At 63.5% G+C, this 13734-nt stretch carries 12 protein-coding genes; 6 read left to right on the forward strand and 6 right to left on the reverse strand.

What is annotated here, in order from left to right:
- Positions 1 to 78: 78 nt before the first annotated feature.
- Positions 79 to 1833 carry a putative bifunctional diguanylate cyclase/phosphodiesterase gene (locus CP49_RS23530; RefSeq protein WP_245310829.1) on the reverse strand — a complete coding sequence of 585 codons (1755 nt, stop codon included), beginning with the start codon at positions 1831 to 1833 and terminating at the stop codon, positions 79 to 81.
- Positions 1834 to 2484: 651 nt separating this feature from the next.
- On the opposite strand from CP49_RS23530, the gene CP49_RS23535 reads away from it, so the two are divergent.
- The 6 genes from CP49_RS23535 to modC all read left to right on the forward strand — a co-directional run bounded on the left by CP49_RS23535 (position 2485) and on the right by modC (position 7371).
- Positions 2485 to 3291 carry a phytanoyl-CoA dioxygenase family protein gene (locus CP49_RS23535; RefSeq protein ID WP_057852560.1) on the forward strand — a complete coding sequence of 269 codons (807 nt, stop codon included), beginning with the start codon at positions 2485 to 2487 and terminating at the stop codon, positions 3289 to 3291.
- A gap of 221 nt (positions 3292 to 3512) precedes the next feature.
- Positions 3513 to 4460 (forward strand): penicillin-insensitive murein endopeptidase, encoded by a 948-nt coding sequence (gene mepA / locus CP49_RS23540; RefSeq protein ID WP_057852561.1) that lies wholly within the window; start codon positions 3513 to 3515, stop codon positions 4458 to 4460.
- Positions 4461 to 4492: 32 nt separating this feature from the next.
- Positions 4493 to 5014 carry a Spy/CpxP family protein refolding chaperone gene (locus CP49_RS23545; RefSeq protein ID WP_245310830.1) on the forward strand — a complete coding sequence of 174 codons (522 nt, stop codon included), beginning with the start codon at positions 4493 to 4495 and terminating at the stop codon, positions 5012 to 5014.
- A 214-nt stretch (positions 5015 to 5228) separates the two neighbouring features.
- The gene (modA, locus tag CP49_RS23550) at positions 5229 to 6014 is read left to right on the forward strand and encodes a molybdate ABC transporter substrate-binding protein (RefSeq protein ID WP_057852579.1); all 786 of its coding nucleotides are present in this window, start codon (positions 5229 to 5231) and stop codon (positions 6012 to 6014) included.
- Complete coding sequence (modB, locus tag CP49_RS23555; protein ID WP_057852563.1) at positions 6014 to 6709, forward strand: molybdate ABC transporter permease subunit; 696 nt, start codon at positions 6014 to 6016, stop codon at positions 6707 to 6709. Before modA ends, modB begins: the two co-directional genes overlap by 1 nt.
- Positions 6710 to 6711: 2 nt before the next feature.
- A complete protein-coding gene (modC, locus tag CP49_RS23560; RefSeq protein ID WP_057852564.1) occupies positions 6712 to 7371 on the forward strand; it encodes a molybdenum ABC transporter ATP-binding protein in 660 nt (219 codons plus the stop codon).
- 96 nt (positions 7372 to 7467) lie between these two features.
- Here the strand turns inward: modC and ilvD are convergent, their stop codons facing one another.
- From ilvD to CP49_RS23585, 5 genes are all read right to left on the reverse strand, one after another.
- On the reverse strand, positions 7468 to 9312 hold the full coding sequence (ilvD, locus tag CP49_RS23565) for a dihydroxy-acid dehydratase (RefSeq protein WP_057852565.1): 1845 nt from the start codon (positions 9310 to 9312) through the stop codon (positions 7468 to 7470).
- Between the two features lie 275 nt (positions 9313 to 9587).
- Positions 9588 to 10781, reverse strand: coding sequence for a CaiB/BaiF CoA transferase family protein (locus tag CP49_RS23570; protein ID WP_057852566.1), 1194 nt, complete (start codon positions 10779 to 10781; stop codon positions 9588 to 9590).
- A 168-nt stretch (positions 10782 to 10949) separates the two neighbouring features.
- Positions 10950 to 11879, reverse strand: coding sequence for a hypothetical protein (locus CP49_RS23575; protein ID WP_057852567.1), 930 nt, complete (start codon positions 11877 to 11879; stop codon positions 10950 to 10952).
- A 679-nt stretch (positions 11880 to 12558) separates the two neighbouring features.
- Positions 12559 to 13011, reverse strand: a complete 453-nt coding sequence (locus tag CP49_RS23580; RefSeq protein WP_057852568.1) for a hypothetical protein — start codon at positions 13009 to 13011, stop codon at positions 12559 to 12561.
- 89 nt (positions 13012 to 13100) lie between these two features.
- On the reverse strand, positions 13101 to 13734 hold a 634-nt coding region (locus tag CP49_RS23585; protein ID WP_276326850.1), incomplete at its 5' end, for a transporter associated domain-containing protein.

Here is a 13734-nt window from a genome sequence, read left to right on the forward strand (position 1 = left end):
CCGGGGAATCTCGAGATTCTCAGGTGCGCAATTGCGCACCATAGTTCGATGCTTCGCATCGCCCCGGAATGACGATCCTCACGCCACCAGCGCAGCGCCATAGCCGCGCTGCGCCTTCAACAGGCTCATGATCTCCGCATTGGGCCGCGCGCGGCTGAACAGGAAGCCCTGCCCCTCCTGGCATCCCTCGTTGCGCAGGCAGTTGACTTCGGCCTCGGTCTCGACGCCTTCCGCCGTGATCGTGACGCCTAGCCCCTTGCCTAGGCTGATGATCGAACGCACGATCGCCTGCGCATCGGGGTTGGCGGCGAGGTCGCGCACAAAGGACTGGTCTATCTTGATTTTGTCGAACGGAAAGCTGCGCAGGTAGCTCAGGCTCGAATAGCCGGTGCCGAAATCGTCCATCGAGATGCGAACGCCGAGCGCGCGCAGCGCATGCAGCGTCGCCAGCACCTCGCTGCTCTTTTCCAGGAGCAGCGTCTCGGTGATCTCGAGTTCCAGGCGCTTCGCCGACAGGCCGGACTGGTTCAGCGCATCCATTACCAGGCACAGCAGATTGCCGACACGGAACTGCAGCGGGGACAGATTGACCGCGACGCGGATGTCGTCGGGCCATTGCACCGCATCCATGCAGGCGCGGCGCAGCATCAAACCGCCGACGGCGTTGATCAGTCCGGTCTCCTCCGCAACGGGGATGAATTCGGCCGGCGAAATCATGCCGCGCTCGGGATGCGGCCAACGCACCAGCGCCTCGAAGCCGGTGATGCGCCCGCTCGAAAGATCGACCAGCGGCTGGTAATAGGGTCGCAGCACATCGCTCTGGACGGCCTCGCGCAGCTCGGTTTCGATCTTGCGGCGGGCCTGGGCTCGCGCATCCATCCCGGCCTCGAAGAACGAGAACGTACCCCGAGAATCGTTCTTGGCGCGCGACAATGCGAGGTCGGCGTTCTTCAAGAGCTTCTCGGATTCATCGCCGTCGCCGGGAGACATCGCAATGCCGATGCTGGCGCCGATCACGACGGAATGCCCGTCCAGCAGATAGGGATCAGCGATCACGTCCAGCAGGCGCCTCGCCAGAAACGCCGCATCCTCAGGCCGCGTCGCCCCGCTCTGGACGATTACGAATTCGTCCGAGTTGAGCCGGGCCAGCGCATCGCCCTCGCGCAATATCGATCGCAATCGCTTGGCGACGCCGCGCAGGAGCTTGTCGCCGATACCATGGCCGAGCGTGTCGTTGACCGCCTTGAAATGGTCGAGGCCGAGCACGAGCACCGCCACCTGCTCGGCGCTGCGGCGCGTGCGCAGCAGGATGTCGTCCATCTTCTGACGCAGCAAATTGCGGTTCGGCAGCCCGGTCAGGCCGTCATGCTGGGCCATGAAAGTCATTTGCGCTTCGGCGCGCTTGCGTTCGGTGATATCCATCAGCGCGAGCAGGATCGCCGGCTGATCGCCATAAACGAGCTGGCGCGAATAGATCGCCAGATCGATCAGCGCACCGTCGGCCCTGACATGCTTCCAGGTGCGCGCTGCGCGCTCGTCGCCAGAGTCGCCGGTCCACGGCAGCTCGGGGTCGAAGGCCTGCAGGCTGCGGATCGTCAGCTTCTCGAATTCGCTGCGGCTGTAACCGTAATGCTGGATCGCAGCGTCGTTGACGGCGAGAACGCGTTCGTCACGCGCCGCACAGACGATCATCGGAATCGGATTGCTGTCGAACAGCAGCCGGAACGATGCCTCGCGCCGCTTCAACTTTGCAGCGGGCTTTGCCGGCCGGCCGAGAAAGCGAACAATCGCCGTCTGCTTTGGCTTTCTGGTCTTTGTTGGCTTCTTCGGCATTTGCTACGCTCTGCTCGCACTCTGCGTGCAAAGTTTTCGGATAAGTTGTCTGAAAGAATAGTATCTTTTGTCGATGAAACTGGCTCGTGCGTGGTCATGCGCAGCCTGAGAGAAGCGGCAACCGCACGCTTTGCGTGTATCGTCAGTCGAAACGTCGACGCGAGTCGCAAATTCACGTGGCAAAAACGGCAACACCCGGTGACGGGCGCACGACCTGCGTCCTGGATACACAAGGAATGCGCGAAACGCCGCGCGTGCTCATAAATAAAAGGTCAATGACCGACAGGGTTATCGGACGGTTAAGGACGGCGGCGACATAACGCCCGTTCAACTGAACGCAGCGGCCGCGGCTTGCGCTTCCGGCACGACGTCGTGATCGTAAAGCCGTTTTCGGAATGCTGCATGCGCTGAGATCTCTGCATCGCGAACGCGCACAGCTCCGACGATTGCTGCGTTGAACGCTGGTAGCTGGTTTGCTAGATTAAGTTTGCCATGATGATCCGTACCTCCAGAATCGCATCGGTCTTCTTCCTCGCGTGCTGATCGCGTTGCCCGCTCACATGCGGGCGGAAGTCTCCGACCGAAACAGCCCGGCCGATCCTGCATTGCGCAGGCCATGGCCGTTTGCCCCGCGATAAGACGAGGAACATCATGCCTTTCAGCATACAGCCGCGCGCGCTCAGCGACGCGCAGATCGAGCAATTCATTCAAGACGGTTTCGTCAGGATAGAGCACGCCTTTCCGCGCGAACTTGCCGAGCAAGGCCGCGCCATCCTGTGGCGCGACCTGCCCTGCGATCCCCAAAAGCCCGCGACCTGGACTCAGCCAGTCATCCGCCTCGGCTATTACGGCGACGAACCCTTCAGGAAAGCTGTCAACAGTCCGCAGCTTCACGCGGCCTTCGACCAGCTCGTCGGACGGGGACGATGGCGGCCGCGGGCCGACCTCGGAACCTTCCCCGTGCGGTTTCCAAGCCCGCACGATCCCGGCGACGCCGGCTGGCATGTCGATGTCAGTTTCCTGGGGAAAGACGAAAACGTCGACAACCCCGATTACTCCGCCTGGCGGGTCAACGTGACGTCGCGTGGACGCGCGCTGCTGATGCTGTTCCTGTTCTCCGATGTGGGAGAATCCGACGCGCCCACCCGAATAAGGCCGGGCTGGCATCTTGATATGGCACGCCTCCTCGAACCGGCCGACGAGTCCGGCATGTCACATTTGATGCTAGACGGAATCGGAACCGGCCGGCCCGAGGTACTTGCGACTGGCGAAGCCGGTGCGGTCTACCTGTGCCATCCGTTCCTCGTTCATGCCGCGCAAATGCACCGGGGGTCTGGTCCACGTTTCATGGCTCAACCACCGCTGCATCCGGCCGAACCATTCAAGCTTACGCGATCGGACGGTGATTATTCGCCGGTTGAGCGGGCCATCCGGCAGGCCTTGCTGGCGCGCGGATGAGAAGCAAAAACTGGAGCGGGGATCATCGCCGCTCCAGTTAATCTGGATCCGCGTGTTGTGCGGGCCGTTGCATTGGACCAAGGCAAACAGGGGGTCCCTGCTACAACGCCATTACCTTAAATTGTCGCAATATGTCGTTTGGCGATGCGCTTTTGTAAAGTAGCCGGCGCTTGTCCCCTGTTGCCCATTTCATGCTACGTTTGCGCGAATAGAGTGATCCGATGAACCCTCGCCTGATTCTGATCCCGCTCATAACCTTAATGGCCGCCGTCGATGCCGCAAGCGCATGGGCGCAGGACAAGGGCACGGTCAACCCGAAGCCGCTGCCGCCGCTCGCCAACCCCAACGATCCCAAGATCGCCGCCAAGGAGCTGTTCGGCCGCAAGTTATTGCCGGCGGCGATGCCGACGCGCGTGCACGGGTTCTATGCCCATGGCTGCATCGCGGGCGCGGAAGGGCTGCCGATCAACGGCGACAATTGGCAGGTGATGCGGCTGTCGCGCAATCGTTACTGGGGACATCCCGATTTGGTCGCGCTGGTCAAGCGGCTCGCTGCCAAAGCGCGTAGGGATGCCGGCTGGCCGGGCATATTGGTCGGCGACATGTCGCAGCCGCGCGGTGGTCCGATGTTCACCGGACACGCCAGCCATCAAGTGGGGCTCGACGTGGACATCTGGCTGACCCCGATGCCGAACCGGCAATTATCGCGCAACGAGCGCGAAGATATGTCCGCCGTGATGATGGTGCGCACCGATCGGCTCGACATCGACCCGCAGGCCTGGACGCCGACCCATCTCGCGGTGATCCGCGCCGCTGCGCTGGAGCCCAGCGTGCAGCGCATCTTCGTCAATGCCGCCATCAAGAAGGCGCTGTGCCGCGAAGCCAGGGGCGATCGCGGCTGGCTCCACAAGGTGCGGCCGATGTACGGCCACGACTATCACTTCCACATCCGCATCAGATGCCCGCCCGGCGCCGGCGAATGCGAGAGCCAGCCCGAGCCGAACGAGGGCGAAGGCTGCAGCACAGGCGACCTCGCCTACTGGTTCAGCGATGCGGTGCTGCATCCCAAGCCGCCGAAAGTGCCGCCGAAACCGAAGCCGCCAATGACGATGGCTGAGCTGCCGCCCGCCTGCAAAACCGTATTGCACGCGCCGGACGCAAAGCCCTGACGGCGCAAGATCAAACCCGCAGGAGAATGACGATGAAGATCTGGCCTCTGATCGCATCCATCGCTTTTGTCACAAGCGTGCATGCACAAACCCCATATGCCGGAATGCAGTCTCGTTCGATCAAGGCGCTTTCGGATCAGCAGATCGCCGACCTCAACGCCGCTCGCGGCATGGGTCTGGCGCTTGCCGCCGAATTGAACGGATATCCGGGGCCCTCGCACGTCCTCGAACTCGCCGACAAGCTCGAACTCTCCGCCGATCAACGCGCCGGCATGCAGCGCCTGTTCGATTCCATGAAGGCCGAAGCGATGCCGCTGGGCGCGAAGCTGATCGAGCAGGAAGCCGAGCTGGATAAGCAGTTCGCAACCCGCACGGTCACGCCGGAAAGCCTGAAGGCGTCCACCGCGGCCGTTGCCACGACGCAGGGAATGCTGCGCGAAACCCATCTGAAATATCATTTGTCGACTGGAAGCATTTTAACGCCAGCGCAGATGACGAAGTATGCGGAATTGCGAGGCTACGGCAGCGGCCACAAGCGTCAGCATCACCATTGACAGTTCGGAAAGGCCGGAGCGATCTCAACTCAGTGAGGTCGAGCCGCCTTTACCTCGGCTGCCATCCTGATTATGTTGGGGCTGGCGATATCCCTATCGACCGCAAGTCCTCAGGGGATTCCGGAACGGCGCTTCCGACCATCGCCTCATCGACCCAACCAACGCCTGTCTTGTGCGCGCTATCTGCGGCTCGCAAGCATGCATGGAGCGCCTCATGTATCGCCGTACCGGTATCTTCATTGCCCTTGTCATTCTGATCGGCGCGCTCTGCCCGCCCGCGGTCGCGCAGGACAGGACCCTGAGCGTCTTTGCCGCGGCTTCGATGAAGAACGCGCTCGACGAGATCGACGCCGCCTACGCCGTGAAGACGGGCGTCAAAATCACCGTCAGCTATGGCCCAAGTTCGGGATTGGCTCGGCAGATTGAACAGGGGGCGCCGGCCGACGTGTTCATATCCGCGGATACCGACTGGATGGATTACGCGATCGGCAGGAAGGCCATCCATGAGCCGACCCGGATCAATCTACTGGGCAACAGCATCGTGCTGATCGCGCCAAAGGATTCGAAGATCGACAATGTGAACATCGGCGCCGGCTTTGACCTCGCCAAACTCGCGGGCGACAGCAAGATCGCAACCGGCGACGTGAAGTCGGTACCGGTCGGCAAATACGCCAAGGCCGCGCTGGAGAAGCTCGGTTCATGGCAATCAGCCGAGCCGAAATTCGCCATGGCGGATAACGTTCGGGCCGCCTTGACGCTGGTGGCGCGCGGCGAGGCTGTTCTCGGCATCGTCTATTTCACCGACGCCAAGGTCGAGCCCGGCGTCAAGATCGTCGGCACCTTCCCGGCCGATTCCCATCCGGCGATCATCTATCCGGTGGCGGCGACGACCACCGCAAAACCGGAGGCCTCGGATTATCTCGCCTTCCTGCGCTCGGCTGCGGCGAAGACCATCCTCGAGAAGTACGGCTTCAAGTTTCTCGTCAGCCCCTCGACCTGATGTTCGAGATATCGCCCGCCGAATGGACGGCCATCCTGCTTTCGCTGCGGGTGGCCGTCGTTGCGACGCTGGTGGCGACGCCGTTCGGCATCGCGCTGGCGTGGCTGCTGGCGCGGCGTGAATTCTGGGGCAAGTCCATTCTCGATGCTCTGGTTCATCTGCCGCTGGTGCTGCCACCCGTCGTGACCGGCTATTTGCTGCTGCTGACGCTCGGCCGCCGCGGCCTGGTCGGCGCATGGCTCGCGGACAACCTCGGCATCGTGTTCGCGTTTCGCTGGACCGGAGCTGCGCTTGCCTGCGGCGTGATGTCTTTTCCGTTGTTGGTCAGACCGATCCGGCTCTCGATCGAGGCGATCGACCGCCGACTTGAACAGGCATCGAGTACGCTCGGCGCCGCACCGTGGCAGGTGTTCGCTACCGTGACCTTGCCGCTGGCACTGCCGGGCGTTCTCGCCGGCATGGTGCTGGGCTTCGCCAAGGCGATCGGCGAGTTCGGCGCCACCATCACCTTCGTCTCCAACATCCCCGGCGAGACCCAGACCATTTCGTCGGCGATCTATTCGCTGATCCAGACGCCGGATGGCGACAACGCGGCCGGGAGGCTGGTTGTCGTTTCCACCGTGATCGCGATGGGCGCCCTGATCGCGTCTGAATGGTTCGCGCGGCGCGCCACCAAGCGCCTGCACGGGAACTGACCATGCTGCGCGTCGACGTCACCAAACAGCTCGGCGAGTTCTCGCTCGAAGCCTCGTTCGAAAGCCAGGGCCGGGTCACCGGCCTGTTCGGCGCGTCCGGCGCCGGCAAGACCTCGCTGATCAACATGATCGCCGGGCTGTTGCGGCCTGACCGCGGTATTATCGCGCTGGACAACGAGACGCTCGACGATACATCCGCAGGCGTCCACGTGCCGCCGCATCGTCGGCGCATCGGCTACGTGTTCCAGGACGCACGGCTGTTTCCGCATCTCGACGTGCGGCAAAATCTCGACTACGGCCGGCGCATGAACCGGCTCGCCGAAGATCAAGCGCAGCACGCGCGGATCACTGATCTGCTCGATATCGGCCATTTGCTCGACCGCCGTCCCGGCCAGCTCTCCGGCGGCGAACGCCAGCGCGTCGCCCTTGGCCGCGCGCTGCTATCGAAGCCGCGCCTGCTGCTGCTCGATGAGCCGCTGGGCTCGCTCGACGAGAGCCGCAAGGAGGAGATCCTGCCCTATCTGGTGCGGCTGCGCGACGAGGGCATTCCGATGGTCTATGTCAGCCACGACGCGGCCGAACTGCGTCAGCTCGCGACGCAGATCGTGATGCTCAAGCGCGGCCGCGTGACCGCGCTCGGCGGCGTCAAGGTGCTGACGTAACTTCTTCGTAGGATGGGTGGAGCGCAGCGATACCCATCAATTCGGTCGAGAGGAAAAGATGATGGGTTTCGCTGCGCTCTACCCATCCTACAAGACTTACTCAGGAACGATGCGCACCGCGCCGCGGGCGGCGCTCGTCGTCAGCGCCGCGTAGGCCTTCAGCGCCATCGTCACGTTGCGGCTGCGCTTCTTGGCGGGCTTCCACGCCTGTGCGCCGCGGGCCAGCATGGCTTCACGTCGCTTCGCCAGCGTGGCGTCATCGACCATCAGGCTGATCGAACGGGCGGGGATGTCGATGCTGATGCGATCTCCATCCTCCACGAGGCCGATCAGGCCGCCTTCGGCGGCTTCCGGCGAGATGTGCCCGATCGACAGGCCCGAGGAGCCGCCGGAGAAGCGGCCGTCGGTGATCAGCGCGCAGACCTTTCCGAGCCCCTTCGATTTCAGATAGCTGGTCGGGTACAGCATCTCCTGCATGCCGGGACCGCCGCGCGGTCCCTCATAACGGACCACGACGACGTCGCCGGCCTTGATCTTGCCGCCCAAAATGCCTTCGACCGCTGCGTCCTGGCTTTCGAATATCCGCGCCGGCCCTTCGAACTTCAGAATGCTCTCATCGACGCCTGCGGTCTTCACGATGCAGCCGTCGAGCGCAAGGTTGCCCGACAGCACCGCCAAGCCGCCGTCCTTTGAGAACGCATGCTCGGCGTCGCGGATGCAGCCCGTCGCACGGTCGGTATCGAGTTCCTCGAACCGGCGCTCCTGGCTGAACGCGACTTGCGTCGGCACGTTGCCTGGCGCCGCCGTGAAGAACTTGCGGACGCTTTCGCTCTTGGTGCGGACGATGTCCCAGCGGCCGAGCGCGTCCTCCAGCGTCTTGGAGTGAACCATCGGCAGGCCGCGGTTGAGCAGGCCGGCGCGGTCGAGCTCGCCGAGGATGGCCATCACGCCGCCGGCACGGTGGACGTCTTCCAGATGCACATCCGCCACCGACGGCGCCACCTTGCACAGAACAGGCACCCGCCGCGACAGGCGATCGATATCCTGCATCGTGAACGGCACCTGCCCTTCATGGGCGGCAGCCAACAGATGCAGCACGGTGTTGGTCGAGCCGCCCATGGCGATGTCGAGCGTCATGGCGTTCTCGAACGCCTTGAAGTTCGCGATCATGCGCGGCAGCGCGGTTTCATCATCCTGCTCATAATAGCGCCGCGCCAGATCGACGATCAGATGTCCGGCCTCGACGAACAGGCCCTTTCGGTCGGCATGGGTGGCCAGCACCGAGCCGTTGCCCGGCAGCGCCAGCCCCAGCGCCTCGGTAAGGCAGTTCATGGAATTGGCCGTGAACATGCCCGAGCAGGAGCCGCAGGTCGGACAGGCCGAGCGCTCGATCACTTCCACGTCGGCGTCGCTGACATTGCTGTCGGCCGCTGCGACCATGGCGTCGATCAGGTCCACCGCGCGGACCTTGCCCTTGAGGTTGACCTTGCCGGATTCCATCGGACCGCCCGAGACGAACACGGTCGGGATGTTGATCCGCAGCGCCGCCATCAGCATGCCGGGCGTGATCTTGTCGCAGTTGGAGATGCACACCATGGCGTCGGCGCAATGCGCGTTGACCATGTACTCGACGCTGTCGGCGATGATTTCACGCGATGGGAGGCTGTAGAGCATGCCGTCATGGCCCATCGCGATGCCGTCATCGACCGCGATCGTGTTGAACTCTTTCGCGACGCCGCCCGCCTTCTCGATCTCGCGCGCGACGAGCTGGCCGAGATCCTTCAGGTGCACGTGGCCGGGCACGAACTGGGTGAACGAATTGACCACGGCGATGATCGGCTTGCCAAAGTCCTCGTTCTTCATGCCGGTGGCACGCCAGAGGCCGCGGGCGCCCGCCATGTTGCGGCCGTGGGTCGTGGTTCGGGAACGGTAGGCGGGCATGGTCTGTCCTTTTGGATCGGGAAAGGCGTCTTTTAGACGGTGAGCCCTGCCGATTAAAGCGCCTTGGCGCAGGGTCGCCATGCGCGGGCCCACCCAAAACGGGACAGGAACGAGCCTCCCCGGCCCCCCGCTAGTTCTACTGCGTCACAGCCGGTCAAACCCCTCGTCCTGAGGAGCCCGCGAAAAGCGGGCGTCTCGAAGGATGTAGGCCACAGACGGGGTTTCACGGTTCGAGACGCGCTCCGCGCTCCTCACCATGAGGGCTCGCAGTAGAACTAGACCACCTCGCGCACGCGCAGTTCCGCGATCGCGCCTCCGTCATAGCCGAGCGAGGCCAGCACCTCCTCGGTATGGGCGCTGAGCGCGGGGGCCATGCGGTCGAGCCGGCCGCCGCCATGGGCGAGCTGAAAGCCGCTGCCGGCAAAGCGCAGGCGGCCATAGGGCGTATCGATCTCCTGAATGGCGCCGCGCGCGGCGATCTGCGGATGGTCGATCACTTCCTCGACCTTCCAGATGCTGGCGCAGGGCGCGCCCGCGGCCTCCAGGACCTTCTCCCACTCGCGCGGGTCCTTTTTCGAAAGCGCCTCCTCGATGATGGCCCGCAGAGCCTTCTCGTTTTCCTGGCGGGCGAACCAGTCAGCGAAGCGGGGATCGTCCAGCGCATCGGCTCGATCAAGCGCGGTCATCAACGCGCGGTATTGTTTCTCGCTGTTGACGGCCAGCAGCAGATAACCCTCGCCCGCCCTAAACAGATTGGCGGTCGGCCGGCGGCTCACGGCCTGATTGCCGGAGAGCTGCTGGCGGTGGCCGGCGACCGAGTAGTCCGCGACCTGCCCGGACAGGAACGCCAGCGTCGCCTCCAGCATGGAGACGTCGACCAGTTGCCCTTTGCCGGTGTGGGTGCGCTGGAACAGGGCGCTGGATACGCCGAAGGCTGCGGTGGCGCCCGACAACACGTCGCAGACCGCGAAGCCTGCCCGCGTCGGCCCGGTCTCGGCATGGCCGGTGATCGACATGATGCCCGAGAGCGCCTGGATCTTGCCATCGTAGCCGGCGCCCAGCCGCTCCGGCCCGGTCTGGCCAAAACCTGAAATGGCGCAATAGATCAGCCGCGGATTGATCTCCGAGAGCGCGGCGTAGCCGATGCCGAGCTTGTCCATCACGCCGGGCCGGAAATTCTCCATCACCACGTCGGCCTGCGCGGCGAGTTGCTTGACGATGGCGATCGCTTCCGGTTTTTGCAGATCGAGCGTCAGGCTTCGCTTATTGCCGTTGATGGCCTGCCAGCCCGGCGCGAGGCCGCGCTCGGCCCATTCGCGGCTCAGCGGCGTGCGGCGCATATCCTCGCCTTCGCGACGCTCCACCTTGATGACGTCGGCCCCGAGCAGCGCGAGCTGGTAGCTCGCATAGGGGCCAGCCAGCACCTGCGTGAAGTCGAGAATCTTCACGCCTTCGAACGGTCGGGTCAATTCAGTTTCCTCCTCTCTTCCCTCTCCCCTTGTGGGAGAGGGTGGCTTCGCGAAGCGAAGACGGATGAGGGGTTCTCTCCGCGAGTGCCGAGTGCGCTGTGAGATACCACTCATCCGGCAGCCTTCGGCTGCCACCTTCTCCCACAAGGGGAGAAGGGAAGTAACCCGTCACGCCGCGCGGTTGCCGCGCGCGATCTCTTTCTGCTTGTCGAACTCGGCGCGACGCCGCGCCAGTTCTTCCGGGCTCATCTGCGCGATGTTGTTATAGTCGAGCTTCCAGGAGGCATCCTCGCTCCAGCGCAGCGGCGACTGCACCGTGGTACGCGCGCCGGGAGCGGACTCCAACAGCCGCAGCGCCAGTTCGAGCGTCAGCGCCTGCGATTCCACGTCGTGCGGCTTGCCGGCGGAATTGCCGAGCGGGAAATCCGAAAACAGGAAGCGCGGCGCGGCCGCGTGCTCGACGATGTCCTTGGCGCACCCCATGACGACGGTGGCGATGCCATTGGTTTCGAGATGACGCGCGACCAGTGCCGACGTCTGATGACATACCGGGCAGTTCGGCACGATGACGGCGACATCGACTTCATCGGCGAGACAGCGGGCAAGGATGTCGGGCGCATCGACATCGATGGTGACGCGGTGACTGCGATTGGTCGGCGCACCGAAGAAGCGTGGCGCCACCTCGCCGATCCGGCCCGAGGCGGCGGCTTTCAGAAGCTGCGGCAATGGGAACCAGGTGCCGCTGTCGGTCGCGGTGGTGTGCTTGCGGTCGTAGCCAATATGCGAGATCCGCAAATCGTGCTGCTTGGCCGTGTCGCCATCATAGACTTGGTAGAACTTGGCACTACCATTATACGCCGCACCCGGGCCCTGATCGCCCTTGGTGGGATCATATTGGGCCGCGGTGGTGACGATGGTGACGCGCGATTGCGCGAGCGGCTTTTTCAGCGCCTGGAACGGCGCTTCGACATAGTGGGCCCAGCGGTAGGGCGTGGTGTAGCCGATCGCCGCGTAATAATCGCGGGTCCGCTGCATATAGGGAATCGGCGCATCGTAATCGGGCGCAAAGCCGAGCTGATCGTCGAGGGGGCCGGACATTGTGTTTCTCCTGCGTTTCCACCGCGCGCGTAAGATCGATTTTCGGGAAGACTAGAGATAGTCGGCCGGTTCCTCAACTGCCGAAAGTGCAACTCAAACCCGCATGACCGGCGACCAGCGCTGCGGCCTCTTCTCCCTCGCCCCGCTCTTCGCGGGGAGAGGGTTGGGGTGAGGGGCTCTCTCCACACGCACGACGCCAATCGATAGACCTGCACCCCCTCACCCGAAATTCGCGCTCCGCGCAAATTTCGACCTCTCCCCGCAAGCGGGGCGAGGTGAAGAAAGAGCCCGGACGCACCTCTACGCTCGCAGGCGACGCGCGCCCCGAGCTGATGCGACGGCTCGTGTCCCCCGAAATGACACGGAGAGCTGTCATGCCCGCGAAGGCGGGCATCCAGTACGCCGCGGCCTATCGGTTCAATCATTGACGTCTCTGGAATACTGGATCACCCGCCTTCGCGGGTGATGACGACGGAATATGAGGTGGCGTTCTCGCGGCGCATTGCGTCCGAGGTTTGCTATCAACTTCCCGCCCTCTTAGTCAGAGGGCGCAGGGAAGACCGGGTGCGCGCTGCACCCGCGGTCTCGTGTGCAATGTGCACAAAGAAGTGCGCACACGAGCATACAGGTCCAGCGGGTTTGTGACACTCATCGTAAGTCCCACACGTTAAACGTCAGCTCAAACGTCTTCTTCGATTGCAAATGGTCCGCGAAAGAGCGCCTTGATGCTTTCATCGTCCATCTCCCCGCCCAAACGGGCCATTTCCTTCAACACCCGGGAGCACGTGGTGTAGGACAGAAAAGAATCATTCGTGGCATTCTTCATTCTGAACCAGTTCGTAAACTGGCTGCATAAGGAGACAGCTTCCGCGCTTTCAGCGGAGTTGCCTTCGTCAATGTCGGCCTGTTTGACGGCGCCGCTGACGAGCTTGTCGTTCAAGTCCACGAATTTGTTCCAGACTTCTGGCGTCGCGCGAGCCATCCGAACAACCGAGAGTAAATTCGACATCTTCGCCGGAGGCGTATCCGGCTCCTCGATGTTTGACCGGCCGCCACTGGCCTTGGAGCGAGCCTCTTCCCAAGCCCACAGCTCGTATTGCCACGGATAGTATTGGTTCTTCTGATCTGTCATTCGCCGCCTCAATCACATTCGATGAGCGCCCGCTTAAGCTCGTAGCGCGGATTGGAGCCGAAGGCGTAATTCGCCCCTACGCACTTAATTCAGACCCCCGCTACCGAGGCCCAGACCTCCGCAAGCTTGCGCCTCAACGCCTGCCGGCGCGTCAGGGGCACGGCCTCCTCCTCATCCTCCGGCAGGCGAAGGCCAACCACGTTGACCCGGCCGCCACTGATGCTGCGCGCGACAAGAACGATGGGATCAAGCGCGAGTTCGGCGCCTTCCTTCGGCGCGCGATCCAGATGAATGTCAAAGTAATCCGCCAGCGTCAGCTTCGCCTGCTCTTCTCCGGCCGATACGCCATAGATCTCAGCCAGTTCGCCGAGCGTGTGCTCACCCGATACCATGAAATCGCCGAGCAGATGCGGATCGGGCGCCGAGCTCGGCGCCATGTCGACAAAGAAGCGATCGAGCGCCTCCGCCTTTTCCGGCGGCGCCAGCAGATAGACGTAATCACCCGGTTCGACCGGATCGGCCTCGGCAGGTGAAAGAATCCGCTCGTCGCGGATCACCAGCGTCGGTTTCGACCAGGACGGGATGAGGCCGCGCCGAAAATAGAGGCTCTTCGGCCGCACCGGATAGCCGACCAATTGCTGTTCGAGCTGGCCCGGCAGATCGAGCTCGACGCGCCGCGGACCGCGGTCGGCGCGCGGCAGCGCCACGTGCAGCCAGCGCGCC

This window comes from Bradyrhizobium valentinum (assembly GCF_001440405.1).
Taxonomy (GTDB): Bacteria; Pseudomonadota; Alphaproteobacteria; order Rhizobiales; family Xanthobacteraceae; genus Bradyrhizobium; species Bradyrhizobium valentinum.